The following is a 26974-nucleotide window of genomic DNA, read 5'->3' as shown; positions in this document are numbered from 1 at the left end:
GCGACGTGATGCGGTGCTGCGCAGCCGAAATGGCTCCGCACCGCAACCCGCCGCTACCGCCCCGAACACAGCAACCCAAAACCGCCGGAGCGAACTCAAAACTGGATAAAACTTGGGGGCAAGGTCAGTACCTGTCTAACTTGACCTCTTTGGATGACGGGGCGAATCGGAAGAGATCGGCCCGAAAAGGTTCGGCAGTTGGCAGTTTCTTCAAAGTCATTTCTCTATCTGAAAATAAACAACAAAACTCCTGCTTTCCGGAGACCTGCACGGAAACATAGAAGTTTTGTCCCAAGAGAATATTGGCAGATATGTTACCGAATTCGAACTTGCAGGATTGGCCAGCCTGGCAGTTTTGAGACTGCGATAACACCGCATAGCCGTTCCGCACGATCATGACATCGACTTTTTTGAGAGTTCCCGACGCAAGGACTTCGGTAGGGGCGAAACCATCAAAAACCGTCTGCCCGACGCCCATGGCCGCCAATGCGCATGCGAGTAAGCGTTTGACGGAATAAGAGGGGCTGCGAGGCATACGAGTTGGCAACTTCCATGAGGATCAACGGGGGGCGTACCACTTAGTGATTGCTCTAAGTTCGCCGAGGAGGCAATCTCCCTCGCAACATATGCGTCCTCAATTTGTTCAAGGATCTGGACCAAGCCTACTCTTCGTATTCCAGCTCGGCTATTTCATCTCTCAAGGCGACTACATGCTCGCTTAGAACCTCAGCAACATTGTCGAGAAGCTGCGCCAATACGGGGTCGCTGTCGGAAAGCTGCTCCTGCTTGGCTTTCAACTTTCCGATATAGTCGGGTTGTTCTCAAACACAGCAGTCTATGTTTTGACTCGGCCCTTCGGACTTGCCCCGATCGTCCAGTGGCTGTTCATGCTGTTCATGCTGGTCAGCGCCCCAGCGCCCCAGCGCCCCAGCGCTCGCGCTTCTCATCCATATGGGCATTGGGAAGTTATACTTCTCGGCGAAAGGCGAAGGGCCATATGGTCCGCCACCGCCGAAATCGCGAATTCCTAAGTACCATGAGCCAAAGCGCATTTTCCCTTGGGTTCCTTACACAAACCTAATTACCGTCTTCATGACGTTTTGCACGTTGCTCATGTGTGGCATCCGCATCCGCTAGGAAATGGGACAAGATAACCTTCCTCCACGACCCTCTTAACACACACACTTCCACGCTTAACTAAGGCTGTATTTCGTCTTCAGCTCCGCGCCCTTTTCGACCATCTGCAGGTGGGTGAGGTCTGCGTGCTCCTCGCGCTCCGGATGTCATCTTCCTCGCCCCACACACCAGTGGCAACGACATTGGCTTACTGCCCTGTCGTCAAAAGCGTACCCGTCGTTACTCCGAGGAAGAGGTGGAAGCCGGACCGTTGTCTTACGCACCTTTGCGTGCAATTCTGTCGCGTAGGCTGATTAGGCAAAGTGCACATGGCGGTAACAATATTCGCATCTCCACCCTGGTGGAGAATTGCGGTTGCACTAATTGTAGTGCCTTTGGTGGCATCCTTGGCATATGCGGTTTACAGCCCGGCCTATCAGGGCCTGCCGGATATGATGGAGCGCGTTGTCCAAACAACTGCAGTCATCGCGCTCTTCGGTGCGTATCCGCCGACTGTTGTATTGGGAATACCGTTGATACTCTATTTCAAGGGACGAGTACGGGCATCCCTGGCAAATTGTGCGATGGTCGGGGCCTCCATTGCGACCTTCCCGTGGTTTTGCCTAGCTATATTTTTCGGGCCTGACGAGGCCTACGTGAATAATCACATGACCTACCAACACGGGATGATGACGTGGTGGGGATTGCTGGAAGCAATCGAATTGCTCACAGAAATCGCTGTATTCGGAATTGCCGCCGGTGGACTGTTCTGGCTAATAGCCGCGGCCGGGATCAAAAAACAGCCCGCATCTAAAAAAGTGTTTGAATAGCGGCTCTCGATATCGCCCGATCGCAATCCATCCAGAGTCGCGTAACAGCAGCGCGGCACGGCGAAGCATGATCTGCAGATCCAAATGCTGGGTTTAACGTCTGCCTTCCAAGCAGGTTGTCGCAGGTTCGATTCCTGCAGGGGTCGCCATCAATTTTCAAGTATTTGTTTTTGCTTTGTTTTCAGGCGTTAACCCCTCAATGGATTTGGTTTGAGGGGTTAGGCTGTTCTCGTTCAGTTTCGCAGCGCTCGAAATAGCGAGCTTCCGCTTGTCGGCCTTCCGCGTGTAATGGTTGACCATAGAAACGCTTCTCCAGCCAAAACGGGCCTTGAGTTTGCTGTTGCTGTTGCCGCTTTCGACCAGGAGCTGGGCGAGCGTTTTCCTTAGGTCGTGCGCCCGGCCATCCACGCCCGTCTCAGCGCACATTTGACCGAACCAATTCCCGAACGCGGCCGCGCTCTTAAATGGCCGGCCATGAACCGGCGTCACCAGATAAGCCAGATGCTCTTTCTTCACCGCATCGAGAATGGCTCTAAGATCTGGGTGAATAGGAATATAAACCCACTCGTCATTCTTGCCTGCGCGGTACTCGATGATGTTATCTTTGACGTGCTGCGGGCCGATCTGGAAGATGTCCGAGCGGCGCAGGCCAGTGAAAGGCAGCATGTCCATGGCGAGTCGCTCCTGCGAGCCTTCCGGGTGCGTGGCATAGAACTTTTCGACGTCGGCCGCTTCCCAAGGCTTGAAGCCTTCAGTCTTCGCCTTTGGCATTTTCACATCTCGGACGGGATTGTTTTTCACGATACCCGCGTCCACAGCGTAGACGCGCAATGACACGATCAGATTCATAGTCCAGTGGATGGAGAAGAACACCCCTATCTCCCGGTGCACAACCTCGATGAAGACGGCGACGTGGATGGGTCGGCATGAATTTCGATAACCCAAAATCCGTATTCGGGATGTCGGCGTCAGTGTCGCTCGAGCGTCCTTGGGAACATCAAGACAGTCCGCGCGCACTCGGCTTGCCTGAACGAGCTTTTGCATCAATAGCCCACCCCGCAGAGCGAATTCCCACGGCCCCAGTTTGTAAAGAGACCACAGGAGATAACAGTGTCCAAATCAGTGCTCTTCATGTCCATGTCACTGGACGGGTATATCGCGGGGCCTAACGATGAAGTGGGCAATCCCGGCGGCGACGACTTTATGCGGTTGCACGAGTGGTACGGGGATTTTTCCCGACCGACCGGACCGGTCGGACAATTGTGGGACGAATGGAACGCGCCAGGTGCGATTCTGGCGGGTCGGCGAACCGTGGAGCAGGTCGATCACTGGGGTGGTGACAATCACGGTGTCGCGATTTTCGTACCCAGTCACAGGCCGCCCGGGCCATCCGTCGCGAATTATCCCTTGGTCAAATACGTGAGCGACGGGATCGCGAGCGCAATGGCGCAGGCGAAGGCCGCCGCCGGGGACCGGGACGTGTTGATGCTTGGCGCGTACACGGCGCAGCGGGCGCTGGAAGCTGGCGTGCTCGACGAACTGCAAATACACCAGGTTCCAGTCTTGTTCGGAGGTGGCCGCCGAATGTTCGAAGTCTTAACATCGCGCGTCGAGTTGGAGATCGTTCGGGTGATCGATACACCCGAGGCCACGCACATCCGCTACCGCGTCCGCCGCTGAGCCCGCCGGTCCAGCCATCACTCGTTTGTGGTCGTCAGCATCAAGGACACGGAGGGACCACGTGGCCGTTATTCCGACGGTTTGGAGAAGCCGCGGTAAAAGCGTGTCGGCTGCAGCAGCGAACTGACGATGTTGGCCACGATCGGCCCATCCGCCTCGCTCTTCGCCTTCGCTTCCCGCCACTCCCGATCGGCGATGAACTCGGCCCATTTCTGCTCGCGCTCCGCCAGCGACCGCCATTCGAGCAGGTAGGTCAGATCGTTGCTGGAAGAACCGATCATCGTCGTCCAGAAGCCGAGTGAGCGGATGCCGAGACGTTCCCAGATCGCCAGCGTTGCGGTCTCGAAACGCTGTTGCAGTGCCGGCAGCCTCTCCGGCACACATGTATAGATGCGCAATTCGTGGATCATCGGATGCTCCTCATGCTGGATGTCCTTTGGAGCGTCCTCAATCCGCTCTCGGAAATGAGGGGCAGCTTATAAAATTCCATAAGGTAATCAATACTTGCGCGGCGCCCCTCAGATCAAACAATTTCATTGAAATTACAGCATAATTTCAGAGTTTTGGCATTCCTGCAGGGGTCGCCATTATCTCCCAACGTTTTTGCGGTTCGCAGAATGGCCCACGGCAAGCAGGGGTTGCCGGGAGACTTGATGGTTTTACATGTGCTTCGAACCCGGCCCGGTCGGATTTCGGATCACGCTTGCCACCCGGCCAATCGGCATGGACATCGGTGCGCGTCGTTTACATCGCGGGCGTCGTCGCCTAGTGATTGCGCGAAACCTTAGAGTTTGTGGGTGAACGGCCATGTTGATCAAGCAGAGCGACTACCATCGGATTTACCGCATTATCAATAGCCTGCTCATCAACGAAAATGCCGACCCTGCCACGGCCTGTATGTACTTCAGCACCTTCGGGGCTTTCATCCTCGAACAACACTACAAAATCAAGGCCACGCCTAAGGGCGGGCTTGCTGCTTACAATCTCGGGGGCACGCTCATACTGTTCGCAGACTATCGCGAAGACGGCTATGTGACTGGCGCTGGGGAAAATTTCCACTGCTGGGTGGAGGCGGATGGTTGGGTTATCGATTTCATGGCTCCGGCATTTTCCGAGACTGCCCGAGAGCTTTCGGTGCCTCCGAAAATGTTTCAACGTCCGCTCTCATCAATGGCTTCGTCGATCAACAATCTTGGCCAATCCGGTGATTTCTTTTATCAAGCCGAACCCGAGGCGACTGCCCGGCGTTTCGCAGCCTGGCACAAACACGCGATGATCGGTGATATGGCGACGATCGCCGCGAACTGGTTTCGAAAGTCGCCGAAGCAATTGCTGACGTCGATATCGGTTGCCGATCAAAACGGAAAGCTGAAAAAGGTTCCGCTTTCGGGCAACGCGCTCGTTGGCGCGTGGTGATCGCTCCTGACGTCTTGGCCAAGAGAACGCCGCTATATGTGTTATCCGGGTTGTAACGCCCAACACCGTCACCAGAAACTTGTTTTAAACACATTGCCGGCCTATCGATTCTTCCATCGAAATTGCTTGTCGAGCTTTGGTTCGCGCCTCAGGCGGCCCAGCTGATCTTTCCTTTCAAAATCGATTTCTACGCCGTCCGGCAGTCGCCGGAGGGCGATTGTTTATGCGCTTGAGAGGAGACCGTCATGAACACAGGCACGGTTAAATTCTTTGATCCGACGCGGGGCTTCGGCTTCATTCAGCCGGACAACGGCTCGACCGATATCTTCGTCCATATTTCAGCCGTCGAGCAGGCTGGCATGGCGTCCCTTGATAAGGGGCAGAAGGTTGGCTTCGACGTCATCCAGGATAGCCGTTCCGGCAAAAGCTCCGCCGGCAACATCGTCGCTGCCTGACATGCCGCTGGTCTTTGACCGCGGATGCAGGCGACAGCATTTCGGCTGGGTTTTCCGGCCATTGAGGAGAATGTCATGAGCAAGACCAATGCAGAGGCGCTGTTGCGCAGAGCGCAGCGCCAGGTCGCCAACACCAGTGGCGGCGGTCATCTCGGCGGCACCAACTTCGGTCAGGGCAACGATGCCAAGACCGCGTCCGGGAGCGGCAATCGCCAGACGGGCAAGGGCCGGCCGCCAGGCGGCGCCAAACGCTGACATCTGCCAGCCGTGTTAATACAGCCCCGCCAAATTGGCGGGGTTTGTGTTTCATGCGTGAGACGCTGCGGCAGATTGGAACTGATTAGCTCTTCTTAGCGATCCAGGAAATGATCGAAGTAGACCTGAGGGATGGGGTAGGCGTAGACGCCTCTGTCGACAAAGCTGCGCCTGTAGAGGCAATTTCTGAGCACCGCGTTGTAATCTAGGCTTCGTGGATCCGGCGAGCCGCGTCGCCATGACCCTGCCTCCGGCACGCACCGCTGGAGAGCTTTTTCGTATCGAGCCAGAAGAACCGGGTCGGTATCGACCCGAATGCCGCTGTAGGATTGATAGTTTGAAGGAGATTCTGCGGCCGAAATACAGCCCAAGCTAAGTGCAAGACCAACGACTGCCATCAATCTCATCGGATTTATTCTCCCTGATCGATTTATCGAAGTATCGAGCGGAACGTTATTGGTTCCAGTGCCTGCGGGCAAGGGGACGCCTTGTTTCGCGGTCTGCTCCGGCTGTGATCTCTCTGGCGGCTGGATAGCCGCCGCCATATCATGGCGGCAGCCATTCGCTGCGTTCAATCCAGGAGATCGGCCGGGACCCTGCCGCCATTTTCCGAAAGCCGCTTCATCAGGGCCTTGTGCAGCCACATATTCATTTTTGCGGAATCGTTGGTGTCGCCGGTATAACCGAGTTCAGCGGCGAGTTCCTTGCGCTCAGTCAGGCTTGCATCCATCCCGACGGCTTTCATCAGGTCCACGATCGAGCGACGCCAATCGAGTTTCTGGCCGCTTTTCTTCACCGCTGCGTCAAGGAGGGGCACGATATCGACTGTGGCCGTGGCGGGCTTGCTCTGAGCGGGAGCGGCCGCAGGCGTCGGACTGGGCGCCGCCGACGGTGAGGCAGGCGCTTGCGCCGGCTCTGTCTGTTGCGGGCTGACAGCGACGGGTTCGGCTGCTTTCGCCTCTCCGAAGATTGCATGTTTGATCTTGTCGAAAATGCCCATTCTAAACCTCCAGTTCCATTAAATGAGAACATGCTGAAACATGGAATTCTCGCCCGATATATCCAGGCGGAACGGGAGTTATTTTTACCGGTCTCAATCGACGATGGAAAAGCCAAATCCGGGGCAGGGGCAGCCGATCGGCGACTGCAAATGGATCTCGCCGTCAATCGCATCGAGAACGGCGCTTTGCTTGCAGGTTCTGCAACTGCCTGAAGATTGCTGGCGCGATTGCGAGGGAAATGACTTCGTCGGCTCTCCAATCGTCGCCAGACATGGCCGTTTTCGGCACAGTCGGTCGGACAATTCGTATTTCGATAAGCATGTAACATCATTGCCGGCCGCCGGACCGACTTGCCGTGCCGTGTGGCGAAACATTCGCCAACCCTTCACGTTGCTTTGCCATGGACGCCCTGCAGGTTGCAGGCATCCAACGATCGAAGGTACGCGCGTTCCTCGATTTTCGACTGCCGGACAGATCGTTCGGCGAATGGAAACGGAGGAAAACCATGAGTGAGAACCATCATAGACTGTCCTTTGCAGTGCTCGCATCCACCTGCGCATTGCTTGCCATGCCGCCAAGTTATGCGCATGCGATCGATGTCGGCGTGTCGGTGAATGCAGGCAATGCCGTCAGCGCTGATGTCGGGACTTCGCTTGGCGGCGGGCGCGGCGTCAGCGCCGACGCCAATGCTTCCGTCGGCGGCTCGAACGGCGTCAATGCCGATGCGACTGCCAATGCCGGCGGCGGCCAGGGCATCGATGCCGATGTCAACGCCGGCGTCGGCAACGGTCTCGACGTAAGCGCCAATGCCAGGATCGGCGGCGGACGCGGCGTCAATGCCGATCTCAACGCACGTGCCGGCGGTTCAGATGGGGCCGATGCCAACGCCACGGCCTCGATCGGAGGCGGTAGTGGCGTCGATGCCAATCTCGCCGTCGGTAGGGTAGGCGGGGTGGACGGGGCTGGCGCGGCAAGTGGCGGTGACGGATCCGTGCCTGGCGGCGGTCTCAGCCCGTCGCAGGTCCGCACTCTGGAGGCCTTCCGGGCGAGGCCCGTCAACGAGCAGCGCAAGATGCTTGTCCGTTGCGCCGATATCTCCGCCTCAAGCGGCTCTGCTTCCGGCGGTTCCGATTCCGGTCTTGTCGGTCTCTGTAGTCTGTTGCAGGCGACAGCCTCTCGCTGAACGTAAAAAGACCCGCCGAACCGGAAGGCGCGGCGGGTCCTTTAAAAAGCTTCGGCTCCCAAGCTTAGTGCAGGATCTGGCTGAGGAACAACTTGGTGCGTTCGTGCTGCGGATTGTCGAAGAACTCGGCCGGCGAATTCTGCTCGACGATCTGACCCTGGTCCATGAAGATGACGCGGTTGGCGACCTGACGGGCAAAGCCCATTTCATGGGTGACGCAGAGCATGGTCATGCCTTCCTCGGCAAGGCCCACCATGGTGTCGAGCACTTCCTTGATCATTTCCGGATCGAGCGCCGAGGTCGGCTCATCGAACAGCATGATCTTCGGATTCATGCAGAGCGAGCGGGCGATCGCCACGCGCTGCTGCTGGCCGCCGGAGAGCTGGCCCGGATATTTGTTGGCCTGTTCCGGGATCTTGACCCGCTTCAGGAAGTGCATGGCGATCTCTTCCGCCTGCTTCTTCGGCATCTTGCGCACCCAGATCGGCGCCAGCGTGCAGTTTTCGAGGATCGTCAGGTGCGGGAAGAGGTTGAAATGCTGGAACACCATGCCGACTTCGCGCCTGACCTCGTCGATCTTCTTCAGATCGTTGGTCAGCTCGGTGCCGTCGACGATGATCTTGCCCTTCTGATGCTCTTCCAGACGGTTGATGCAGCGGATCATCGTCGACTTGCCCGAGCCCGACGGCCCGGCGATGACGATGCGCTCGCCGCGCATGACCTTCAGGTTGATGTCGCGCAGCACGTGGAAATCACCGTACCACTTGTTCATGTTGACGATCTCGACCGCCACTTCCGTTGCGGAAACGGTGAGTTTTTTCGCTGGAGCTTCAGCCATGACTATTTTCCCTCATTCTTATCGTTTTAGCGTTCTTATCGTTTGTGGCCGGTATCGAGATGGCGTTCCATGAAGCCTGAATAGCGCGACATGCCGAAGCAGAACAGCCAGAAGATGAAGCCGGCAAAGATCAGGCCGGTGATCGGCGTGACGGCGCTTGCCCAATTGGCATCGGAGAAGTTCAGCTTGACGATACCGAGCAGGTCGAACATGCCGATAATGGTGACCAGCGACGTGTCCTTGAACGTTCCGATGAAGGTGTTCACGATGCTCGGGATGACGAGCTTGATGGCCTGCGGCATGATGATCAGCCGTGTCTTCTGCCAATAACCGAGGCCAAGCGAATCGGCGCCCTCGAACTGTCCCTTCGGGATCGCCTGAAGGCCGCCGCGGATCACTTCAGCCATATAGGCCGAGGTGAAGATCGAAACACCGATCAGCGCCCGGAGTAATTTGTCTACGTTCCAGCCGGTGGGAAGGAAGAGCGGCAGCATGACACTTGCCATGAACAGGACGGTGATCAGCGGAACGCCTCGAATGACCTCGATGAAGGTAACGCAAAGCATCCGGATGACGGGCATCTTCGAGCGGCGCCCCAGCGCAAGCAGAATACCGCAGGGCAGGGAAACGGCAATGCCGACGAAGGACAGGACAAGGGTCACCATCAACCCGCCCCAGAGCGGAGTATCCACCACTTCGAGGCCGAAACCCCCGTGAAGAAGCCAGAAGGCGATGACGGGCAGGACGGCGAACAGAAGAATGGCGTTCAGTCCCTTGCGCGGCGCGGACGGGATCAGCATCGGAACCAGCAGCACAATGAACAGGATCCCGACGATCGCCGGCCTCCAACGCTCGTCGAGCGGATAGCGGCCGAAGATAAACTGATCGTATTTGGCGCTGACGAAGGCCCAGCATGCTCCACTCCAGCCATCAGGCTGGATGCCGCCCTGGATCGTCGTCGCGCAGAATGTGCGGTCCGGGCCGGACCATACGGCCTGGATGAACAGCCAGTTGACCAGTTGCGGCACGGCCCATGCGATCAGCGCAACAGCCAGGATCGTCAGGATTATGTCTTTCGGGGTTGCAAGAAGATTGCGGCGTATCCAGGCGACGGCTCCGCGCTCCCCGGGGGGCGGCGGTTCGGCCGCAAGGATGGACGTTCTGACGAAGGGTTTATCGGCGACCGACATCTTATCTCTCCACCAGTGCCATCTTGGCGTTGAACCAATTCATGAACAGCGACGTGAGAATGCTCAAGCCGAGATAGACGATACCCCAGATGCAAACGATCTCGATCGCTTGACCGCTCTGATTGAGGATTGTGCCGCCGACGGCAACGAGATCCGAAAAACCGATCGCGATGGCGAGGGAGGAGTTCTTGGTCAGATTCAGGTACTGGCTCGTCAGCGGCGGGATGATGATGCGCAGCGCCTGCGGCACCACGACAAGTCTCGTCACGCTCGACGGGTGCAGCCCCAGCGCGCCGGCTGCCTCGGATTGTCCCTTCGCAACGCCGCGAATGCCGCCGCGAACGATCTCGGCGATAAAGGATGCGGTATAGAAGGACAGAGCGAGAAACAGCGACATGAATTCCGGGCCGACGACCGAGCCGCCCGTCAGATTGAATTTACCGGCGATCGGAACATCGAAGGTGAGCGGAAAGCCGGAAGCAATGAAAACCAGCAATGGCAAACCGACGATCAGCGCGATCGACGCCCATACCGTATGGAACGGCTGGCCAGTTGCGGCCTGGCGTTTATGGGCCCAGCGCGCCATGATGATGGTGGCGACAATCGCAATCACCAGGGCGATGCCGACCGCGATCATGCCTGTCTCGAAGATCGGCTTCGGGAAGGCTAGTCCTCTGTTGTTGAGGAACATATTGAACGGCAGCCCCACCGATTCGCGCGGCTGTGGCAGGACGGAGAGAACGCCGAGATACCAGAAGAAGATGACGAGCAGCGGCGGAATGTTGCGGAAGATTTCGACATAGACCGTGCAGAGCTTGGAAATCAGCCAGTTCCGCGACAGCCGGCCGATCCCGATAATGAAACCGATGATGGTCGCCGTGATGATGCCCGTCACCGCCACCAGCAAAGTATTCAGAATGCCGACGAGAAGTGCGCGTGCATAAGTCGAGTCGCTTGAATAGCCGATCAGCGACTGGCCGATTTCGAAACCGGCGCGACCGCTGAGAAAGCCGAAACCAGATGCCGTATTGCTGCGGGCAAGGTTTACGGCCGTGTTATGGGCAACCCACCACACAAACGCCACGAGGGCAACAATTGTCAAAACCTGGAAAAATATGCTCCGGTATTTCGGGTCGTACATTGCCGACCGGAAACTCCAGCCGGTGTTATGCAAAGGTGTCCTATCCACAGCCTCATGCGTCATGCCGCGCCAATCCCCTTGTGCCCGTTTTCGGGCTTTCTTTTTAACTTTTTGGAAGTGGGAAGGCGGCTGGCCGCCTTCCCGGCATTTCATGCTGGTGCTCGATTAACGAACCGGCGGTGCGTACTGGATGCCGCCCTTGTTCCACAGAGCATTCAAGCCGCGTGCGATCTTGAGCGGGCTACCCTGGCCGATATTGCGCTCGAAGATTTCGCCATAGTTACCGACGCCCTTGATGATATTGGCGGCCCAATCATTGGTCAGGCCGAGATCGGTGCCAATCTTGGTGTCGGCCTCGCTGCCGAGGAAGCGCTTGATGTCCGGGTTCGGCGAGTTCTTCATCTCGTCGACATTTGCCTGGGTGATGCCGAACTCTTCGGCATTGATCAGCGCATAAGCCGTCCAGGAAACGATGTCGAACCACTGATCGTCACCCTGACGGACGGCCGGGCCAAGCGGCTCCTTGGAGATGATCTCAGGAAGGATGACGTGTTCGTCGGGATTCTTGAGCGTCAGACGCAACGAATAGAGACCGGATTGGTCGGTCGTGTAAACGTCGCAACGACCGGCGTCATAGGCCGCGTTGACCTCAGGAAGATTCTCGAAGACGACCGGATTGTACTGCAGATTGTTCGTCTTGAAGTAATCGGCGAGGTTCAGTTCCGTGGTCGTGCCCGACTGTACGCAGACCGCGGCGCCGGAAAGTTCGAGAGCCGACTTCACGTTCAGGCTTTTGCGAACCATGAAGCCCTGACCATCATAATAGGTGACAGGACGGAAGTTGAAGCCGAGTGCGGTGTCGCGGTTGATCGTCCACGTGGTGTTGCGCGAGAGAACATCGATTTCGCCGGACTGAAGGGCAGTAAAGCGCTCCTTCGCGTTTGTCGGCGTGTACTTGACCTTGGTGGGGTCGCCGAAGACAGCCGAGGCGACCGCCTTGCAGAAGTCGACGTCGAAGCCGGCCCAATTGCCGGAAGCGTCAGGTGCGGCAAAGCCGGTAAGGCCGGTATTGACGCCGCACTGAACGAAACCCTTTGCCTTTACATCTTCGAGTGTCGTGGCCGAAGCAGCCGAAGCGCCAAGAGCGAAAACTGCTGCGCCGATTGAGGCCGACAGAAGCTTGTTCTTCATTTTTTTTCCCAACCTTTTCCGTTGTCTTGTATTTTCTTGTGGGAAGTTCCGGCGAAATCTGCCGCCTCCCCATTTGCTCGACACCCTCCCGGCGCGAGTTGTTCTATCACAGTCGCAAATGTCACCATGGTCAAGTGTCGCGGTCAATAATTGCGGCAAATTTCAGCATTTTGGCAGATTGCGCCGCGTTGATGGGCACTTGGTTATGAAATAGGCGGCTAGTTGCGGAAAATTAACGCGAAATCGTGAGTTCCGCCGCTTTGGTCCGTCGCTGGCGATCCATCTCCAAGGGGTTGACCGGATATTACGGGGCGTCCAAAAGTCTGGTTTCGCGACCCTTCGCCAAAGGCTATTTCCGACATGAAAGACAAAGACAGCTTGCTGCAGAATGCCGGCATCAACACCCGCCTGACCCATATCGGCAACGACCCCTTCGACTATCACGGCTTCGTCAATCCCCCGGTCGTGCACGCCTCGACGGTGTTGTTTCCGAATGCGCAGGTGATGAAGACACACGCGCAGAAATACACTTACGGGACGCGCGGCACGCCGACGACCGATGCGCTCTGCGAGGCGATTGACGCGCTCGAAGGGTCAGCCGGCACGATCCTCGTGCCCTCGGGTCTCGCGGCCGTCACCATTCCGTTCCTGGGCTTTTCCGCCGCCGGAGATCATGCGCTTGTCGTCGATTCGGTCTACGGTCCGACCCGGCATTTCTGCGATACGATGCTGAAGCGTCTCGGCGTCGAGGTGGAATATTACGATCCGACGATCGGCGCCGGCATCGAGGCGTTGTTTCGGCCGAATACCAAGATCGTCCACACCGAGGCTCCCGGCTCCAACACTTTCGAAATGCAGGACATTCCGGCGATATCGGCCGTTGCGCACCGCCTTGGCGCCATCGTCATGATGGACAATACCTGGGCGACGCCGCTCTATTTCAGGCCGCTCGATCACGGCGTCGACATCTCCATCCATGCGGCGACGAAATATCCGTCCGGCCATTCCGATATTCTGCTCGGAACGGTTTCGGCCAATGCCGAGCACTGGGAGCGGCTGAAGGAATCGAACGGCGTGCTCGGCATCTGCGGCGCACCCGATGATGCCTACCAGATCCTGCGCGGATTGCGCACCATGGGCCTGCGCCTCGAGCGGCATTATGAAAGCGCGCTTGATATCGCCGAATGGCTGGAGGGCAGGGAGGACGTCGCCCGCGTGTTGCATCCGGCCCTGCCGAGTTTCCCCTCTCACTATCTTTGGAAGCGCGATTTCAAGGGCGCCAGCGGCATCTTTTCCTTCGTGCTTGCGGCCGACAGCCCCGAGAAATTCACGGCAAAGGCGCATGCCTTCCTTGATGCGCTGAGGATTTTTGGGCTCGGCTATTCCTGGGGCGGCTTTGAAAGCCTCGCCTTGCACGCCCATCTCAACGATCGCAAGGTCGCCAAGGCCCCGACGGATGGCCCTGTCATCCGCCTGCAGATTGGCATCGAGGATGTGGCCGACCTCAAGGCCGATATCGAGCGGGGTTTTGCTGCTGCAAGTGCCGTCTGAGCGGCATCGCCGGGCGATGCTGCCGCTTGCAGCGCTCTATGGCAACTGCACGGACCGATAGCCGTAGATCCAGTCGAGATCCGCCGCCAGGCTTTGCGGCGGCTTGAGGCCGAGCACGAGATCGCGGCCGATCCGGATCGGCCCTTTCGCATGATAGGCAAACCGGTTGAAGGCGCCACGCTGGCGAAGTTTCGCGATACGCGGCGCCCGATGTCTTTCGAACAGCGCCAGCGCTTCCGACACGGGATGGTTCGAGAGAAAGGCCGCGAGTTCATAGGCGTCTTCGATCGCCATCGCCGCTCCCTGGGCGGCAAAAGGCATCATCGCATGCGCGGCGTCCCCGATCAGAATCGTCTTTCGGCCGTCCTGCCAAGCGCCAGATGTGGTTTCGAACAGCGGCCAGAACGTCAGCTTCGGGTGTTTTTCGAGCAGCGAGACGATTGCGGCGTTCCAGCCGGCAAGCCGCGTTCGCAGCTGCGTGCGCTGTTCGGCCGTCGGCTCGCTTTGCCAGGCCTGCGGTGCGATGTTACCGGCGGTGATCGCCACCATGTTGAAGCTGCCGGTCTCCTTCAGCGGATAGCAGACGAGATGCGCCGAACCGCCGAGGAAAGCCGAAACGCTTGCCCGGTCGAGGAAAGCCGGCGCTTCATCCTCTGCAATGGTGAAGCGGTAGGCGATATTGCCGGAAAAGTGCGGCGAGGGGCTGCCCGGAACGGATTGCCGCAGCTTCGACCAGACACCATCCGCACCGATCACGACATCGGCGGTCCGCTCGAAAGGCGGCAGCGTCGATTCCATCCGCACACCCAGATGAAGCCGGCAGAGCGGGTCGGCCGCGACTGCAGCCAGAAGGGCTTTCTGCAATGTGGTGCGGTGCAGGACGCCATAGGGCGCACCCCAGCGTTGCCGCGCGAATTTGCCCGCCGGCACCGCCGCGAGTTGGCGCAGTGAACTGCCCGATATCAGCCGGATCGCGTCCGGCTCGAGCCAGAGCTTCGACAGGCCTTCAAGAATACCGAGTTCGGCAAGGATGCGCGAGGCGTTCGGCGAGATCTGCAATCCGGCGCCGATGTCGGCGAGTTCGCCCGCCTGCTCGAAAATCTCCGAGCTGATACCCCGGCGCGAAAGCGCAAGGGCGGCTGTCAGCCCTGAGATCCCCGCGCCGATGATGGCGGCATGTTCGACCGGCATGGTTCGCCCGATCCGGATCTGGACCGACTACGCCGCCTTCACGTGGAAAACGCAACCGGCCGGATTGGTCTGGCTGGGCTTGAGCGCCGAATTGAAGCGATAGAGCGTCGAGCAGTAGGAACAGACTTTTTCGTTGTCGTCGCCCATATCGATGAAGATGTGCGGATGATCGAAGGGAGCCGAAGCGCCGGTGCACATGAATTCCTTGACGCCGACTTCGATAACGCGGTGACCGCCGTCGTTCTGGAAGTGGGGAATGTTGTGGCCGGCCATGTCGCTCTCCGAATGCTTTGAAATGTGCGCGAACCTTATAAGCCTTCGCCGCAAATGTGTAGAGCCAAAGCGCCGCGCCAATCACAGTTTTCAGGCGCAGTTTTCAGCCACAGTTTTTGGCTTCACGATGAAAGGCCGCTCGATTATGGTCGCGCCAAAAGGAAGACCTGATGAATCTGAATACGCCCGCATTTTCAAGCTTCACTCATGATGGATTGCAGCTCGCCTTCTTCGATGAGGGCGATCCGGCCGGTGTCCCCGTCTTGTTGATCCACGGCTTTGCCTCGACGGCAAACGTCAACTGGGTGCATCCGGGCTGGCTGAAGACGCTGGGTGATGCCGGCTACCGGGTGATCGCCATCGACAATCGCGGCCATGGCGCAAGCGACAAGCCGCACGATGCCGAAGCCTACCGTCCCTGGGTCATGGCCGGCGATGCGATCGCGTTGCTCGATCATCTCGGCATCCCCGAAGCCAATGTCATGGGCTATTCGATGGGGGCGCGCATTTCCGTCTTTGCCGCACTTGCCAATCCGCATCGCGTCCGTTCGCTGGTGCTCGGCGGCCTCGGCATCGGCATGACCGACGGTGTCGGCGACTGGGACCCGATCGCCGATGCGCTGCTGGCGCCCTCGCTGGAGGCGGTGACGCATAGCCGCGGTCGCATGTTCCGCGCCTTCGCCGAGCAGACGAAGAGTGACCGCACTGCCCTTGCCGTCTGCATCCGCGGCTCACGCGATCTCGTCGCCCGTTCTGACATGGCCAAGCTCGACATGCCAACGCTGATCGGCGTCGGCACCAAGGACGATATCGCCGGCTCACCGCAGGAATTGGCGGCGCTGATGCCCAATGCCGAAGCACTCGATATTCCGGGCCGCGATCATATGCTCGCCGTCGGCGACAGGGTTTTCAAGCATGCGGTGCTGGCCTTCTATGCAAGGGTCGCCCATCGCTGACATCATCGTGATGGCGAAAAACCATGCTAAAAAACCATGGCGACGGCACCCATTTATGTTATTGGCGTTTTCCTCTATATATTGGCATTCCGAAAACGGCATTCCGGCTGGCAACGAGGAGAGCGGCGATGGTCGCAAAGACTGACATCCGTGCTTTTGACACAGGCCATCCCGTGAAGGTGATGGATCCCATCTGGGACAGCCTGCGCGAGGAAGCCCGGCTCGCCGCCGAACGGGACCCCGTTCTCGCCGCCTTCCTCTATTCGACGGTGATCAACTACCATTCGCTCGAGGAATGCGTCATCCACCGCATCTGCGAACGTCTCGATCACCCCGACATGCAGGCGAACCTGCTTCGCCAGACCTTTGAGGAGATGCTCCTCGACTGGCCGGAGTGGAGCTCCATTCTGCGCGTCGATATCCAGGCCATCTACGACCGCGATCCCGCCTGCCTGCGCTTCATGGAGGCGGTGCTCTATTTCAAGGGCTTCCACGCGCTGCAGACGCATCGTCTGGCCCATTGGCTGCTGAACCGCGGCCGGCGTGATTTCGCGCTCTATCTGCAGAGCCGCTCCTCCAGCGTCTTCCAGACCGACATCAATCCCGCCGCCCGTATCGGCAAGGGCATCTTCCTCGATCACGCCACCGGCCTCGTCGTCGGCGAGACGGCCGTTATCGGCGACAACGTCTCGATCCTGCATGGCGTGACACTCGGCGGCACCGGCAAAGAGGGCGCTGACCGCCATCCGAAGATCGGCAGCGGCGTCATGATCGGCGCCGGCGCGAAGATCCTCGGCAATATCGAGATCGGCTACTGCTCACGCGTCGCCGCCGGTTCCGTCGTATTGAAGGCGGTGCCGCCCAAGAAGACGGTCGCGGGCGTGCCGGCCAAGGTTGTCGGCGAAGCCGGTTGTTCAGAGCCGTCGCGCAACATGGATCAGGTAATCGGCGCTGATATCTGAGCGCCTGTTGGATAAAGGATAGGAACAGTCGGCGGAGTGTGAGCGGGGACAGAATCGCCAAGCGGCAACCCTTGCCTTTACACCGCTGCTTTTCCTGTGCAAGAAGCGGCCAATCAAGACTGCTTACGGAGATGACAGAGTGAAGCCAGAAGAAATCAAGAAGCTCGACGCCTACTTCAAACGCATGTTCAACCCGCAGATCATCGTCAAGGCGCGTCCGCGCAAGAATGATTCTGCGGAAGTCTATCTCGGCGAAGAATTTCTGGGCGTCGTCTATATCGATGACGAGGACGGCGACCGCTCCTACAACTTTTCGATGGCGATCCTCGACGTCGATCTCTGATCGTTCTCGAAAACTTCAAGGGACCGGGCGGCGCGATCCGCCCGGTCTTTTTTTGTTTTTTTGCTGCCGAGTCAAAATTTTTTTAAAGCCTCCGGTTGTGGCTTTGTGATATATATTAGCAAAATCAACTAAAGACGTACGTGCCCCGGCGCGCATGCTTTGTTATCTTTTTGTAATGCAACCTTTGGATGTTTTGCGGCGCACAAGACTACTTGACTATTTGTGCATTGCAGCTACCCTGCCGCCAGCCACAGCCCAACGGAGGATGCCTCATGTTCAACTTTGACGATGCCAACAAAAAGAGCAAGGAAGCCGTCGACACGGCGTTGAAAACCTATTCCGAGACGGCCAAGGGCTTTCAGGCGATCGCCGCCGAAGCCGCTGAATATTCGAAGAAATCCTTCCAGGATGCGGTGACGCACTTCGAAACGCTGGCCGGCGCCAAGAGCTTCGAGGCAGCTTTCGAGCTGCAGACGAGCTATGTCAAGTCGTACTATGAGAACCTTGTCTCCGAGACGACGAAGCTCGGCGAGATGTATGCCGATCTCGCCAAGTCCGCTTACAAGCCCTACGAGGCTCCGATCGCCGCTGCCGTCGCCAAGGCCACCAAGTCGGCGCCGGCGGCGACATCAGCCGCCGCGTGAATTGATTCTCCCGGCGCAACCTGCGCTACATATTGAAATATGAGGACCGGCTACGCATCTGTGGCCGGTCTTTTTGTTTCCACTTTCGCTGCAGCGCTTCCATGGGATGGGCTAAGGCGCGGCGCAATCTTTTAGATTCGCTCTTCGCGCTTCAGGTCTTTGTTTTTAGGCATGTCGTTGCCGCAAAACCGCTGCACGGTTTGCGCGACATGCTTTGGGGACTTTTTTGGTCTTTCCCGTGCATGCCGCCCATTTCTTGATTGCAGTGACTGACAGGGGGCTTAAAATCAGCCTATTATGAACTAAGTTAGTGTTTCAGATATTCGGCGGGAACAGCACCCTCCCATGCTCCGCCGGATTGCTTGAGGAATGAATGACAATGATCGCAACGCCGATCCGGATGCAGAACGACAGCGAAAGGAACGGGGACAACGCAAATCGAACCTCGGTCATCACACGCACTAAGCCGAAGACCAAGAAGCCCAATCTTTATCGTGTGCTGCTTTTGAATGACGACTACACTCCCATGGAATTCGTCATCCATATTCTTGAGCGTTTTTTTCAGAAGGATCGTGAAAGTGCCACCCGCATCATGCTCCATGTCCATAACCACGGCGTCGGCGAATGCGGAATATTCACATACGAGGTAGCGGAAACGAAGGTCAGCCAGGTGATGGACTTCGCCCGGCAGCACCAGCATCCGCTGCAATGCGTCATGGAAAAGAAGTGAGGATCTGAACGTGCCAACATTTTCGCCTAGTTTAGAGAAGGCGCTCCATCAGGCACTGACCTTTGCCAACGAGCGGCACCACGAATATGCGACGCTCGAGCATCTGCTGCTCGCCCTGATCGACGATGCCGATGCGGCCGCGGTCATGGGTGCCTGCAATGTCGATCTCGACGCGCTGCGCAAGACGCTCGTCGAATATGTCGATAATGAACTGTCCAATCTGATCACCGGTTATGACGAGGATTCGAAGCCGACCTCCGGCTTCCAGCGCGTCATCCAACGTGCCGTCATCCATGTGCAATCCTCCGGCCGCGAAGAGGTGACCGGCGCCAACGTGCTCGTCGCGATCTTCGCCGAGCGCGAGAGCCATGCTGCCTATTTCCTGCAGGAGCAGGAGATGACCCGCTACGACGCCGTCAACTACATCTCCCATGGCATCGGCAAGCGGCCTGGCGCTTCGGAGGCTCGCCCGCCGCGCGGCGCCGAGGACGAAGCCGAAAGCAGCAAGCCGACGGCGCGCGGCGGCGAAGAAGAGGGCGGCCCCAAGAAGCAGCAGGATGCGCTGAAAGCCTATTGCGTCAATCTCAACGAGAAGGCCAAGGGCGGCAAGATCGATCCGCTGATCGGCCGTCACGCCGAGGTGAGCCGCACCATCCAGATCCTGTGCCGTCGTTCGAAGAACAATCCGCTCTACGTCGGTGATCCCGGCGTCGGCAAGACGGCGATCGCCGAAGGCCTTGCCAAGCGCATCGTCGAAGGCAAGGTTCCGGAAGCGCTCGCCGATGCGACGATCTTCTCGCTCGACATGGGCACGCTGCTCGCCGGCACGCGCTACCGCGGCGATTTCGAAGAACGCCTGAAGCAGGTCGTCAAGGAACTGGAAGAATATCCGGGCGCCGTGCTCTTCATCGATGAGATCCACACGGTGATCGGCGCCGGCGCCACCTCGGGCGGCGCGATGGATGCCTCGAACCTCCTGAAGCCGGCCCTGTCATCGGGCGCGATCCGCTGCATCGGTTCGACCACCTACAAGGAATATCGCCAGTTCTTCGAGAAGGACCGGGCGCTGGTGCGTCGTTTCCAGAAGATCGACGTCAGCGAACCGTCGATCGATGATGCAATCGAAATCATGAAGGGCCTGAAGCCCTATTTCGAAGAGTATCACCATCTGCGTTATTCGAACGACGCCATCAAGTCGGCCGTCGAATTGTCGGCCCGCTACATCTCCGACCGCAAGCTGCCCGACAAGGCGATCGACGTGATCGACGAAACGGGTGCGGCCCAGATGCTGCTGCCGCCGTCGAAGCGCCGCAAGCTGATCACTGAAAAGGAGATCGAGGCGACGGTCGCGACGATGGCGCGTATTCCGCCGAAGACCGTCTCCAAGGACGACGAAGCCGTGCTCGCCAATCTCGAGCAGGAACTGCGGTCGGTCGTCTATGGCCAGGATATCGCGATCGAAGCTCTTTCGACGTCGATCAAGCTGGCGCGCGCCGGTCTTCGCGAACCGAACAAGCCGATCGGCGCCTATGTCTTCTCCGGTCCGACCGGCGTCGGCAAGACCGAGGTGGCAAAGCAGCTGGCCTCGTCGCTCGGCGTCGAACTCCTGCGCTTCGACATGTCGGAATATATGGAGCGGCACACGGTTTCGCGTCTGCTCGGCGCACCTCCCGGCTATGTCGGCTTCGACCAGGGCGGTCTTCTCACCGATGGCGTCGACCAGCACCCGCATTGCGTGGTCCTGCTCGACGAAATCGAGAAGGCGCATCCGGATATCTACAATATCCTGCTGCAGGTCATGGACCACGGCACGCTGACCGACCATAACGGCAAGAAGATCGACTTCCGCAACGTCATCCTGATCATGACGACCAATGCGGGCGCTTCCGAAATGGCCAAGGCGGCGATCGGCTTCGGCTCGTCCAAGCGCACCGGCGAGGACGAGGAGGCGCTGACGCGGCTCTTCACGCCGGAGTTCCGCAACCGTCTCGACGCGATCATTCCCTTCGCGGCGCTGCCGACGGCCGTCATCCACAAGGTCGTGCAGAAGTTCATCATGCAACTGGAGGCCCAGCTTTCCGAAAGGAACGTCACCTTCGACCTGCATGAGGACGCGATCGCCTGGCTTTCGGAAAAGGGTTACGACGAGAAGATGGGCGCCCGCCCGCTTGCCCGCGTCATCCAGGACACGATCAAGAAGCCGCTTGCCAACGAGATCCTCTTCGGCAAGCTGAAGAAGGGCGGCGTCGTCAACGTCACCGTCGGCCCGAAGGAAGACGGCAAGCCCGGCATCGTGCTGGAAGCCATTCCGGATACGGCGCCGATCAAGCCGAAGCCGGAAGCTGAGGTCGTGCATCCCGAAGCCGGCGATGAGGGGGATGGCGAGCTGAAGACGAAGCCGGCTCCCAAGGCTCGCGCCAAGACCGTGCCGCAGGCCGAGCCTGAAGTCCGCGACGCTCCGAAGAAGGGAAGCACGGTTCCGAAGGTTCCGCGCAAGAAGTGAGCTTTCGTCCACCAAATTGGAAAAGGCCGCGTCTTACACGCGGCCTTTTTCGTTTCTGGGCATCGCCAGGGATCGATGTTACGCCAGTGCCGCCTTGATCTTTTCGGCATGGGCGGCAAGCACGGCGCCATCCTCCATCTTGCCGGAATGCGGCTTGAGCACAGCACCCTCATGGCGCGGGATGACGTGGAAATGCAGATGAAACACCGTTTGCCCGGCGGCCGGTTCGTTGAACTGGGCGATGAAGACGCCGTCGGCGTCGAAGACGTCCTTGACCGCAATGGCGACCTTCTGGACGACTGATATCGCGTGGGCGAGGGTGGCTGGATCGGCATCGAGGATATTGCGCGACGCCGGTTTGGGAACGACGAGCACGTGGCCCGGCGCCTGCGGCATCACATCCATGAAGGCGATCGTGTGCGCGTCCTCGTAGATCCGGTGTGAGGGGATTTCGCCGCGCAGGATTTTGGCGAAGATATTGTTGTCGTCATAGTCGGCCGGGTCGGTCATCGCGAAATCTCCTCGGTTCCTACCGCGCCGCGCGTCTTTTCTGACGCCCAAAGGACGCTGTAGCATTTTAAATTACTGCATAACTCCTTAAATCGATTCCGATTTAAGGAGTTACGCAGGGGTTGATCGGGTAGCGCGCCCGGCAGGGCAGCGTCAATCCTCCTGCAGGCGCTCGCCCTTGCGGAAAGGACTGTGCTCACTCAGGACCTCGCTCATATGCTCGACATCGGCGCGCTCGCGCGCGAGATAGTCGCCGATTGCCCGGCGAAGGCCGGCATGGGCGACGTAGTGGGCCGAATGCGTCGTCACAGGGAGGTAACCGCGGGCAAGCTTGTGTTCGCCTTGCGCTCCGGCTTCGACGCGCTTCAGCCCTTTCGAAAGGGCGAAGTCGATCGCCTGGTGATAGCACACCTCGAAATGCAGGAAGGGATGATCCTCGATGCAGCCCCAGTGACGACCATAGAGTGTATCGCCGCCGATGAAGTTGATTGCGCCGGCGACATAACGCCCGTCGCGCTTGGCCATGACGAGCAGGATGTCATCGGCCATGCGCTCGCCGATCAGCGAGTAGAATTTGCGGGTGAGGTAGGGCCGGCCCCATTTGCGGCCGCCGGTATCCATGTAGAATTTGAAGAACTGGTCCCAGATGCGCTCCGTCAGGTCGCGGCCGGTCAGCCAGTCGATGCTGATGCCGTTTTCGAGCGCGGCGCGGCGCTCCTTGCGCAACGCCTTGCGTTTGCGCGAGGCGAGCGTTTCGAGAAACGCCTCGTGATTGGCATAGCCGTCATTGATGAAATGGAATTGCTGGTCGGTGCGGTGCAGATAGCCGTCCATCTCGAAAACGCCGATCTCCTCGTCCGGCACGAAGGTGATATGGGCCGAGGAGATGCCGAGCCGGCGCACGACCTCCTTCAGACTTTCGGCGATGGCGCTCTGGATCGGCAGCCGCTGCAGCCCCTCGGCGACAAGAAGACGCGGACCTGTCGCCGGCGTGAACGGAATGGAGCACTGAAGTTTGGGGTAATAACGCCCGCCGGCCCGTTCGAAGGCGTCGGCCCAGCCATGATCGAAGACATATTCGCCCTGGCTGTGGTTCTTGAGATAGCCGGGCAGGGCGCCGATCAGCTCGCCGCGATCGGTTTCGAGCAGGAGGTGGTGGCCGAGCCAGCCGGTCTCGGCGCTGGCTGAACCGGATTCCTCCAGCGACGACAAAAAGGCGTGCGAAACGAATGGGTTGTAGGCAACCGTGGCGCAAGTCTTCGAGGCCCCGGAAAGCCTGGACCAGCTCTCCGGGGAAATCGCGGTGAAGGAGCGTTCTACGCGAATGGACAGTTCATCAGTCATGGAGCAAATGCGAAGCCTGTGGGAGGATGGTTTCGGCTCTGCCTTACAGCGCCACGCGTCTTTCAGACGCGCAAAGGACGCTGTAACGCTTTGAGTTGCTGCACAATTTTATCCTTAAATCGATTCCGATCTAAGGAATTATGTGGCAGTTTGCGCATGATCTTGGCCAAAAAGCGAGCGTCAAACCGCCACGCGCGGATCGAAGCCTTCGAAAGTCATCTGGTCTGCGTTTGCGAATGTACGCCGGCGCGCCTCTTCGTCACGCACCGTCCAGGTAATGACGGGAATGCCCTTTTCGCGTTGACTTGTGATGAAGGCATTCGGCAGCTCGTCATAATAATAGGAGATGAAATCGAGACCGATCTCCATCGCCTTCGCATGCGTCTTGAACTCCTCCGGCGTGTTGCCGTTGGCCGTCAGCCCGAGCGGGTAGGGTGAGCCAAGCGCCTTCAGATCGCGCAGCAGCCAGTGGTCGAAGCTCATCAGCGCCACCTTGCCCTCATAGTTTTCGAGCACTTCGAGAACGGCTTCGGCAAAACCCTCGTCATCGGCCTCGCGACCCTTGAGCTCCAGCACCAGCGGCACCTTGCCCTCGACGAGGTCAAGGAGCTGGCGCAACGTCGGCACCTTGTCGCTGGTCCCGCCGACGGCGATCAGGCCAAGCTCCCGCGACGTGCGCTCACGGATGTCGCCGTTGAGATTGCACAGGCGCTGCAGGTCCTCGTCGTGAAAGATGACCGGCACGCCGTCGGAGGCGTAATGCAGGTCGCATTCGATCGCAAAGCCCGCTTCGACGGCACGCGAAAAGGCCGAAAGCGTGTTTTCCCAGACATGCTTGTTGAGGTCGTGATAGCCGCGATGGGCGACCGGCACGTCCTTGATCCAGGCAGCATTGGTGGTCATTCGGCGATTTCCATGATAGCATCTATCTCGACGGCGGCGTTCAGCGGCAGGGCAGCCATGCCGACGGCGGCGCGCGCATGTTTGCCGGCCTCGCCGAGTACGCCGGCAATCAGGTTCGAAGCGCCGTTGATGACGAGATGCTGCTCGACGAAGTCGGGCGCCGAGGCGACGAAGCCATTCAGTTTGATGACGCGCCGGATACGGCCGAGATCGCCGCCAAGTGCCGCCTTCGCCTGGGCGAGGATGTTGATGGCGCAGAGTTCGGCGCCGCGCTGGCCGCCCGCAACGTCGACGGTCTTGCCGAGATGGCCCGATACGGCGACCTTGCCGCCTTCGAGCGGCAGCTGGCCGGAGATGTAGAGAAGATTGCCGCTGATGACATAGGGAACGTAATTTGCAGCAGGTGCTGCGGCTTCGGGCAGGGTTATCCCCATCTCAGTCAGGCGTGCAGCAATTTCATCGGACATTTTCGTCTCCGCTTTTGTTGTCAATTCTTCAAAAATTATGCATCAAGACTAGAATCTTTAATATGACAGGTTCGAGCCTCGATTTGGCCGAAAGCGTTCTTATAACATCGCGACCGAGTCCAACAGGAGTTAATGAATGTTCCGATCGAGTCTTGTCGCTCTGCTTCTCGCCAGCGTTTCCGCCAATGCATGGGCGGCTGCGCCCGCGGTAAGCGCTGCGATCGCGACCGGCCTCGTCGCACATCGCGCGGTCTACGATCTGGAATTGAAGGACGCTTCGGACCGCTCCGGCATCGCCGGCATGTATGGTCGCATGGTCTATGAGTTCGACGGCAGCTATTGCCAGGGCTTCACGACCAACTTCCGCTTCGTCACGCAGATCGATACCGGCGACAGCGTGCGCGTCAGCGACCAGCAGACGAAGACCTTCGAGAACCTGAAGGATGGCAAGTTCACCTTCGACACCAAATCCTTCACCGACGACCAGCTCGATAAGGAGGTCAACGGTGCCGCGCAGGATCAGCCCGACGGTGTCAAGGTCGATCTCAAGCAGCCGTCGAGCCGCGAACTGCAGCTTGCCGAAAGCCGTTTTCCCACGGAACACATGCTCGACGTCATCCAGAACGCCAAGGACGGCAAGCGCTTCTTCGAGGCGCGCGTCTTCGACGGTTCCGATGACGGCGACAAATCGCTGGTGACGACGACGATCGTCGGCAAGCAGGAGACGCCGATTGCCGAGGAGGCCGATGCCGGCAATGCCGGCGCCTTCTCCAAGACCGCCTTCTGGCCGGTGACGATCGCCTATTTCAACGAGAATGCGAAATCGGATGCTTTGCCGGTCTACCGCATGTCGTTCAAGCTCTATGAGAACGGCATCACCCGCGACCTGACGATGGATTACGGCGATTTCGTCCTGACCGGCAAGCTTGCCAAGCTGGAGTTGCTCGAACGCAAGGCCGAGGTCTGCAAGTAGACGCAGGCTTTTGAAAAACCACGGTCGGGCGATCGGCGACGATTAAATCGTCCACGCACCGCCCTGATCTGCAAGGTGATGCGATCCTTGCAGCAGGCTGTTGGCAGGGCACCTGCATCCAAATTGATGTCTGTCGCAGGTCTCGCGCTGGCGAGTTGAACGGCGGCGTTCGCAGAAGCCGACGGTTATCCTTTTCATTTTTTCCCGCATCGATACGCGGTGCCGGGTTAATGGGTCGGTTTTTTCGGCATAAGCCTTGCTTTTGCGCCAAATCGAATGTATGGGCACCGGCATTCCACACGTAAGGCATGGGATCGTCCGGGAGAAATCCGGGCTGTTCCGCCGGTGGCATTCTCGAAGAGGGTGCTGTTCGCCTTGCGGAGGTTCAACCGGAAAAGGAGTAACAAGGCATGGCATTGCCTGATTTTTCTATGCGCCAGCTTCTCGAGGCAGGCGTCCACTTCGGCCACCAGACGCATCGCTGGAACCCGAAGATGAAGCCGTACATCTTCGGCGATCGCAACAACATTCACATCATCGATCTGGCCCAGACCGTTCCGATGCTGTCGCGCGCCCTTCAGGTCGTCAGCGACACCGTTGCCCGCGGCGGCCGCGTTCTCTTCGTCGGCACCAAGCGCCAGGCGTCTGAGATCATCGCCGACAGCGCCAAGCGTTCGGCCCAGTATTACGTCAACTCGCGCTGGCTCGGCGGCATGATGACGAACTGGAAGACGATCTCCAACTCGATCCAGCGCCTGCGCAAGCTCGACGAGATCCTGAACGGCGAAGCCCAGGGCTTCACCAAGAAGGAACGCCTGAACCTCGAGCGCGAGCGTGAAAAGCTCGACAAGGCTCTCGGCGGTATCCGCGATATGGGCGGCACCCCCGACCTGATGTTCATCATCGACACCAACAAGGAAAAGATCGCGATCGACGAAGCCAAGCGCCTCGGCATCCCGGTTGTCGCCATCATCGACTCGAACTGCGATCCGGACCTGATCGACTATCCGATCCCGGGTAACGACGACGCATCGCGCGCCATCGCTCTTTACTGCGAGCTGATCTCCCGCGCCGCCATCGACGGTATTGCGCGTCAGCAGAGCTCTTCCGGCCGCGATCTCGGCGCATCCTCCGAGGTTCCGGTCGAGCCGGCTCTCGAGGAAGCAGCCGAAGGCTGATGAAGGCGGGCGGATCGAAAGCTCCGCCAAAGCTTACAGAGACTGGGAAAGGCCGCTCGCGACTCATCGAAGTTCGGCGGCCTTGCCTGTTTCAGGGCGAGGGCGTCAGGCTCTTCGCCAGACTAAGTTTCGGTATGGCGCGTCTTCATC

General features: G+C 58.8%; 31 protein-coding genes and 1 pseudogene. 17 read left to right on the top strand and 15 right to left on the bottom strand.

The genetic code is table 11. The features are described 5' to 3' along the window. Positions 1-124 precede the first annotated feature (124 nt). Positions 125-535 (bottom strand): hypothetical protein, encoded by a 411-nt coding sequence (locus tag EEQ99_RS31765; RefSeq protein WP_127431758.1) that lies wholly within the window; start codon positions 533-535, stop codon positions 125-127. Between the two features lie 979 nt (positions 536-1514). Between EEQ99_RS31765 and EEQ99_RS31760 the strand changes: the two genes are divergently transcribed. Then, positions 1515-1946: a hypothetical protein gene (locus EEQ99_RS31760; protein ID WP_244604879.1), complete on the top strand. Its 432-nt coding sequence runs from the start codon at positions 1515-1517 to the stop codon at positions 1944-1946. 156 nt (positions 1947-2102) lie between these two features. Here EEQ99_RS31760 and EEQ99_RS31755 read toward each other — a convergent pair whose 3' ends face one another. Beyond that, positions 2103-2717 carry a tyrosine-type recombinase/integrase gene (locus EEQ99_RS31755; protein ID WP_280178106.1) on the bottom strand — a complete coding sequence of 205 codons (615 nt, stop codon included), beginning with the start codon at positions 2715-2717 and terminating at the stop codon, positions 2103-2105. Between the two features lie 52 nt (positions 2718-2769). Between EEQ99_RS31755 and EEQ99_RS35295 the strand changes: the two are divergent. Both EEQ99_RS35295 and EEQ99_RS31745 read left to right on the top strand, forming a co-directional pair. Next, positions 2770-2876, top strand: a pseudogene (locus EEQ99_RS35295) (CopG family transcriptional regulator); the annotation flags it as partial. Between the two features lie 192 nt (positions 2877-3068). Continuing rightward, on the top strand, positions 3069-3626 hold the full coding sequence (locus EEQ99_RS31745) for a dihydrofolate reductase family protein (RefSeq protein ID WP_174824522.1): 558 nt from the start codon (positions 3069-3071) through the stop codon (positions 3624-3626). A 68-nt stretch (positions 3627-3694) separates the two neighbouring features. On the opposite strand, the gene EEQ99_RS31740 is transcribed toward EEQ99_RS31745, so the two are convergent. Then, a complete protein-coding gene (locus EEQ99_RS31740) occupies positions 3695-4036 on the bottom strand; it encodes an NIPSNAP family protein (RefSeq protein WP_047614882.1) in 342 nt (113 codons plus the stop codon). Between the two features lie 397 nt (positions 4037-4433). Here EEQ99_RS31740 and EEQ99_RS31735 point away from each other — a divergent pair, with 397 nt between their 5' ends. The 3 genes from EEQ99_RS31735 (at position 4434) to EEQ99_RS31725 (ending at position 5752) form a co-directional block, all read left to right on the top strand. Further along, positions 4434-5042 carry a DUF2026 family protein gene (locus EEQ99_RS31735; RefSeq protein WP_047614883.1) on the top strand — a complete coding sequence of 203 codons (609 nt, stop codon included), beginning with the start codon at positions 4434-4436 and terminating at the stop codon, positions 5040-5042. Positions 5043-5287: 245 nt separating this feature from the next. Then, positions 5288-5497 (top strand): cold-shock protein, encoded by a 210-nt coding sequence (locus EEQ99_RS31730; RefSeq protein WP_047614884.1) that lies wholly within the window; start codon positions 5288-5290, stop codon positions 5495-5497. A 75-nt stretch (positions 5498-5572) separates the two neighbouring features. Then, a complete protein-coding gene (locus tag EEQ99_RS31725) occupies positions 5573-5752 on the top strand; it encodes a hypothetical protein (RefSeq protein ID WP_063475497.1) in 180 nt (59 codons plus the stop codon). Positions 5753-5847: 95 nt separating this feature from the next. On the opposite strand, the gene EEQ99_RS31720 is transcribed toward EEQ99_RS31725, so the two are convergent. Together EEQ99_RS31720 and EEQ99_RS31715 are read right to left on the bottom strand one after the other, a co-directional pair. Continuing rightward, the gene (locus tag EEQ99_RS31720; RefSeq protein ID WP_082849734.1) at positions 5848-6159 is read right to left on the bottom strand and encodes a hypothetical protein; all 312 of its coding nucleotides are present in this window, start codon (positions 6157-6159) and stop codon (positions 5848-5850) included. A gap of 164 nt (positions 6160-6323) precedes the next feature. After that, positions 6324-6752: a DUF3597 domain-containing protein gene (locus EEQ99_RS31715; protein ID WP_127431757.1), complete on the bottom strand. Its 429-nt coding sequence runs from the start codon at positions 6750-6752 to the stop codon at positions 6324-6326. On the opposite strand from EEQ99_RS31715, the gene EEQ99_RS31710 reads away from it, so the two are divergent. Next, complete coding sequence (locus EEQ99_RS31710; protein ID WP_125853751.1) at positions 6726-6965, top strand: hypothetical protein; 240 nt, start codon at positions 6726-6728, stop codon at positions 6963-6965. The two genes, EEQ99_RS31715 and EEQ99_RS31710, sit on opposite strands and share 27 nt — an antisense overlap. Positions 6966-7258: 293 nt before the next feature. After that, positions 7259-7936, top strand: coding sequence for a hypothetical protein (locus tag EEQ99_RS31705; RefSeq protein WP_174824521.1), 678 nt, complete (start codon positions 7259-7261; stop codon positions 7934-7936). A 64-nt stretch (positions 7937-8000) separates the two neighbouring features. Here the strand turns inward: EEQ99_RS31705 and EEQ99_RS31700 are convergent, their stop codons facing one another. From EEQ99_RS31700 to EEQ99_RS31685, 4 genes are all read right to left on the bottom strand, one after another. Further along, on the bottom strand, positions 8001-8774 hold the full coding sequence (locus tag EEQ99_RS31700) for an amino acid ABC transporter ATP-binding protein (protein ID WP_063475500.1): 774 nt from the start codon (positions 8772-8774) through the stop codon (positions 8001-8003). 35 nt (positions 8775-8809) lie between these two features. Continuing rightward, positions 8810-9964: an amino acid ABC transporter permease gene (locus EEQ99_RS31695; RefSeq protein WP_047614889.1), complete on the bottom strand. Its 1155-nt coding sequence runs from the start codon at positions 9962-9964 to the stop codon at positions 8810-8812. Between the two features lies 1 nt (position 9965). Beyond that, positions 9966-11168 (bottom strand): amino acid ABC transporter permease, encoded by a 1203-nt coding sequence (locus EEQ99_RS31690; protein ID WP_047614891.1) that lies wholly within the window; start codon positions 11166-11168, stop codon positions 9966-9968. Between the two features lie 102 nt (positions 11169-11270). Beyond that, positions 11271-12296 (bottom strand): amino acid ABC transporter substrate-binding protein, encoded by a 1026-nt coding sequence (locus tag EEQ99_RS31685; RefSeq protein ID WP_047614893.1) that lies wholly within the window; start codon positions 12294-12296, stop codon positions 11271-11273. A 360-nt stretch (positions 12297-12656) separates the two neighbouring features. On the opposite strand from EEQ99_RS31685, the gene EEQ99_RS31680 reads away from it, so the two are divergent. Beyond that, positions 12657-13847: a cystathionine beta-lyase gene (locus tag EEQ99_RS31680; RefSeq protein ID WP_127431755.1), complete on the top strand. Its 1191-nt coding sequence runs from the start codon at positions 12657-12659 to the stop codon at positions 13845-13847. Between the two features lie 36 nt (positions 13848-13883). Here EEQ99_RS31680 and EEQ99_RS31675 read toward each other — a convergent pair whose 3' ends face one another. After that, entirely contained in the window at positions 13884-15038 is a 1155-nt protein-coding gene (locus tag EEQ99_RS31675) for an FAD-dependent monooxygenase (protein ID WP_063475502.1), read from the bottom strand. Between the two features lie 27 nt (positions 15039-15065). Beyond that, a complete protein-coding gene (locus EEQ99_RS31670) occupies positions 15066-15311 on the bottom strand; it encodes a zinc-finger domain-containing protein (RefSeq protein WP_003539274.1) in 246 nt (81 codons plus the stop codon). Between the two features lie 170 nt (positions 15312-15481). Here EEQ99_RS31670 and EEQ99_RS31665 point away from each other — a divergent pair, with 170 nt between their 5' ends. The 6 genes from EEQ99_RS31665 (at position 15482) to clpA (ending at position 21449) form a co-directional block, all read left to right on the top strand. After that, complete coding sequence (locus EEQ99_RS31665; RefSeq protein WP_047614918.1) at positions 15482-16267, top strand: alpha/beta fold hydrolase; 786 nt, start codon at positions 15482-15484, stop codon at positions 16265-16267. Between the two features lie 128 nt (positions 16268-16395). Next, complete coding sequence (gene cysE / locus EEQ99_RS31660) at positions 16396-17229, top strand: serine O-acetyltransferase (protein WP_047614921.1); 834 nt, start codon at positions 16396-16398, stop codon at positions 17227-17229. A gap of 139 nt (positions 17230-17368) precedes the next feature. Next, positions 17369-17572, top strand: a complete 204-nt coding sequence (locus EEQ99_RS31655; RefSeq protein ID WP_010021897.1) for a DUF3126 family protein — start codon at positions 17369-17371, stop codon at positions 17570-17572. Positions 17573-17844: 272 nt separating this feature from the next. Next, positions 17845-18216 carry a phasin family protein gene (locus EEQ99_RS31650; protein WP_047614944.1) on the top strand — a complete coding sequence of 124 codons (372 nt, stop codon included), beginning with the start codon at positions 17845-17847 and terminating at the stop codon, positions 18214-18216. Positions 18217-18595: 379 nt separating this feature from the next. Beyond that, positions 18596-18946: an ATP-dependent Clp protease adapter ClpS gene (gene clpS / locus EEQ99_RS31645; RefSeq protein WP_063475503.1), complete on the top strand. Its 351-nt coding sequence runs from the start codon at positions 18596-18598 to the stop codon at positions 18944-18946. Positions 18947-18956: 10 nt separating this feature from the next. Continuing rightward, positions 18957-21449, top strand: coding sequence for an ATP-dependent Clp protease ATP-binding subunit ClpA (gene clpA, locus EEQ99_RS31640; protein ID WP_097594576.1), 2493 nt, complete (start codon positions 18957-18959; stop codon positions 21447-21449). Positions 21450-21527: 78 nt separating this feature from the next. Here clpA and EEQ99_RS31635 read toward each other — a convergent pair whose 3' ends face one another. The 4 genes from EEQ99_RS31635 to EEQ99_RS31620 form a co-directional block, all read right to left on the bottom strand. After that, positions 21528-21959: an HIT family protein gene (locus tag EEQ99_RS31635; RefSeq protein WP_127431754.1), complete on the bottom strand. Its 432-nt coding sequence runs from the start codon at positions 21957-21959 to the stop codon at positions 21528-21530. 153 nt (positions 21960-22112) lie between these two features. Next, positions 22113-23303, bottom strand: a complete 1191-nt coding sequence (locus tag EEQ99_RS31630; protein ID WP_097630860.1) for a GNAT family N-acetyltransferase — start codon at positions 23301-23303, stop codon at positions 22113-22115. A gap of 180 nt (positions 23304-23483) precedes the next feature. After that, positions 23484-24206, bottom strand: coding sequence for a glycerophosphodiester phosphodiesterase (locus EEQ99_RS31625; protein WP_047614952.1), 723 nt, complete (start codon positions 24204-24206; stop codon positions 23484-23486). Further along, on the bottom strand, positions 24203-24673 hold the full coding sequence (locus EEQ99_RS31620) for a RidA family protein (RefSeq protein ID WP_063475507.1): 471 nt from the start codon (positions 24671-24673) through the stop codon (positions 24203-24205). The genes EEQ99_RS31625 and EEQ99_RS31620 overlap by 4 nt, the downstream gene beginning before the upstream one ends. A 136-nt stretch (positions 24674-24809) precedes the next feature. Here EEQ99_RS31620 and EEQ99_RS31615 point away from each other — a divergent pair, with 136 nt between their 5' ends. Both EEQ99_RS31615 and rpsB read left to right on the top strand, forming a co-directional pair. Continuing rightward, on the top strand, positions 24810-25646 hold the full coding sequence (locus tag EEQ99_RS31615; protein ID WP_047614955.1) for a cell envelope integrity EipB family protein: 837 nt from the start codon (positions 24810-24812) through the stop codon (positions 25644-25646). 410 nt (positions 25647-26056) lie between these two features. Then, positions 26057-26824 (top strand): 30S ribosomal protein S2, encoded by a 768-nt coding sequence (gene rpsB / locus EEQ99_RS31610; protein ID WP_003573382.1) that lies wholly within the window; start codon positions 26057-26059, stop codon positions 26822-26824. Positions 26825-26974: the final 150 nt, after the last annotated feature.

It is taken from the genome of Rhizobium anhuiense (assembly GCF_003985145.1).
In the GTDB taxonomy this organism is placed as follows: domain Bacteria; phylum Pseudomonadota; class Alphaproteobacteria; order Rhizobiales; family Rhizobiaceae; genus Rhizobium; species Rhizobium anhuiense.
Note: the sequence above shows the minus strand (reverse complement) of the source record. Positions and strands in the feature narration are given on the sequence as shown.